We start from the raw sequence: 1,411 nt of genomic DNA, 5'->3' as shown, positions 1-1,411 counted from the left end.
CTCCTGGGCTTCCTCCACCGTCCCCAGCGCGGGCCGGCCCAGCAGCCACGCGGCCTCCTCCAGGTTCGGCGTCACCAGCACGCGCGGGCCCGCGAGCGCCAGGTAGTGCCGGGCCGTCAGCCGGGACAGCGCCTGTCCCCGCGACGAGCGCACCACCGGATCCACCACCCACCACGCGTCCGCGTCCTTGAGCGCCGCCCGCGCCGTGGCCAGCTGCGACGGCCCGGGCACCACGCCCCACTTCACCGCGTGCAGGGGACCCCACTCGCGCGCGGCCGTCACCTGCGCGGCCAGCATGCGCGGGGAGGCCGGCACCACCGCGAAGGTATGCGAGCCCTGCGCCGTCTGGGCCGTGGGCACCGCCACCGCGTCGCCGCCGCGCGCGCGCACCGCGGCCACGTCCGCGAGCAGCCCCGCCCGGCCCGTGGGCTCCAGTCCCGCCAGAAGCAGGACGCGCGGCCTCACCGGCGGTGCTCGCGCGCCTTCTGCACCAGCGACTTGTAGACGCCCAGGTGCACCGGGATGGTCCCCAGCATCAGCTCCGGGTGCCACTGCACGCCCAGCGCGAACGCGTGCGCGGTGGACTCGATGGCCTCCACCACGCCGTCCGGCGACACCGCGCTCACCGCCACGTCCGTGCCCGGCTTGTTCACCGCCTGGTGGTGCGTGGAGTTCACCATCAGCTGCCCGTGCCCCACGGCCTCCGCCAGCAGCGTGCCGTTCTTCACCTCCACCGGGTGCTGCGGCTGGGTGCGGTCGTGCTTCTGCTCGTGGTCGCGCGCGCCCGGCACCTCGCGCAGGATGTCCTGGAACAGCGTGCCGCCCAGCACCACGGCCAAGAGCTGCATGCCGCCGCACACGCCCAGCACCGGCAGGTTGCGCTTGAGCGCACCCCGGATCAGCTGCGCCTCGAAGGCCGTGCGGCCCTCCTTCAGCGGGCCCATGCCCTCGCGGGCCTCCTCGCCGTACGCGGACGGGGGGATGTCGAACGCGCCGCCCGTCACCACCAGCCCGGACACCCGCTCCAGGTAGGCGTCCACGCAGGACGGGTCGTCGGTGTACGGCAGCACGAAGGGCAGGCCCCCCGCGCGAAAGACAGCCTCCGCGTAGGGCACCTTCAATTCGTAGCGGGGAAAGGCGGAGTCGGCCGGCTGGGCCCAGTCCGGGCTGAGGCCGATGTTGGGACGGCGCGGCGTCGTCCCGTGGTGACGCGAGGAGGGCGGATGGATCATGGTGGGGTGCTCCCTCCGGTTAGAGGCCAGTCCCCCGCGCGCTGTCAAACGCGGCCGCAAGCTGCCGCACGCGCTCGGCGATGTCCTGGGCAAGCAGGGCGTCGGACACCACCGCCGCGCCGTGCGCGCCCGTCGCCGCCACGCTCGCGATGTTCGCCAGCCCCACCCCGCCAATGCCC

2 protein-coding genes and 1 pseudogene are annotated in these 1,411 nt (G+C 74.6%); all 3 read right to left on the bottom strand.

Going from position 1 to position 1,411, the window contains the following annotated elements:
• A partial coding sequence (locus D7X55_RS39415) for a bifunctional hydroxymethylpyrimidine kinase/phosphomethylpyrimidine kinase (protein WP_199747347.1) occupies window positions 1-465 on the bottom strand: 465 nt, incomplete at its 3' end.
• Window positions 462-1,232 (bottom strand): gamma-glutamyl-gamma-aminobutyrate hydrolase family protein, encoded by a 771-nt coding sequence (locus tag D7X55_RS39410; RefSeq protein ID WP_120553046.1) that lies wholly within the window; start codon window positions 1,230-1,232, stop codon window positions 462-464. The genes D7X55_RS39415 and D7X55_RS39410, both read right to left, overlap by 4 nt.
• A gap of 19 nt (window positions 1,233-1,251) precedes the next feature.
• Window positions 1,252-1,411 (bottom strand): annotated as a pseudogene (locus D7X55_RS39405) (thiamine phosphate synthase); the annotation flags it as partial.

The sequence above is a fragment of the Corallococcus sp. AB049A genome (assembly GCF_003668885.1).
GTDB classification, from domain to species: domain Bacteria; phylum Myxococcota; class Myxococcia; order Myxococcales; family Myxococcaceae; genus Corallococcus; species Corallococcus interemptor.
The sequence above is the reverse complement of the archived record's forward strand: the minus strand, read 5'-3'. Positions and strand labels throughout refer to the sequence as shown.

Bases quoted from the DNA above. Each gene is read 5' to 3' on its own strand.
- D7X55_RS39410 (WP_120553046.1), bottom strand. From the start codon at position 1,232: ATGATCCATCCGCCCTCCTCGCGTCACCACGGGACGACGCCGCGCCGT.